This is a genomic window from Streptomyces sp. P17 (genome assembly GCF_032436805.1).
In the GTDB taxonomy this organism is placed as follows: domain Bacteria; phylum Actinomycetota; class Actinomycetes; order Streptomycetales; family Streptomycetaceae; genus Streptomyces.
Window position 1 is genome coordinate 1 of sequence record NZ_JAVRBF010000339.1, and the last position, 447, is coordinate 447.

A 447-nucleotide genomic window follows, 5' to 3' on the forward strand; every position below is an offset into this window, starting at 1 on the left:
GTGAGCACCGTCACGGCTTGAGTGAGTTGGGCGACCCGCTGCACGTTCATGCCGCCACCTCGCTGTCCAGGAGCGAGTCGAGGTCAGCGGTGCCGCCGAGGATGCGGTGCAGAGCCGACAAGCCCTTGGCGGTGATGCGGATCGTCGGGGCGGGCAGCTCCAACTCGCCGGTACGGTGGTTGAGGAACGGGCCGGACGCCATTTTCTGCGCCAGCCGTCCACACTCGATCTGCGACTGGTAGGCGTGCCACTGCTGGCGATGCCCTGAGCGGTAGATCCAGCCCTGCTCGCGCATCGTCTCGAACAGGCGGTTGCGTCCGGTACTGATCGCGGGGTCGCGTGAGAGCACCTTTGCGGCCTCGTCCACAGCGTAGTCGCCGGAGCAGGCGACCATGGTGGACCATGCGCGGGCGGCGGGTTCGAGTTCACGGGCGCGCTGCTCGGCCA

1 protein-coding gene is annotated in these 447 nt (G+C 68.0%); it reads right to left on the reverse strand.

Annotation, left to right across the window (positions count from 1 at the left end; all coding sequences use genetic code 11):
• Positions 1-46: 46 nt before the first annotated feature.
• On the reverse strand, positions 47-447 hold a 401-nt coding region (locus RMT89_RS41170), incomplete at its 5' end, for a phage antirepressor KilAC domain-containing protein (protein WP_315888870.1).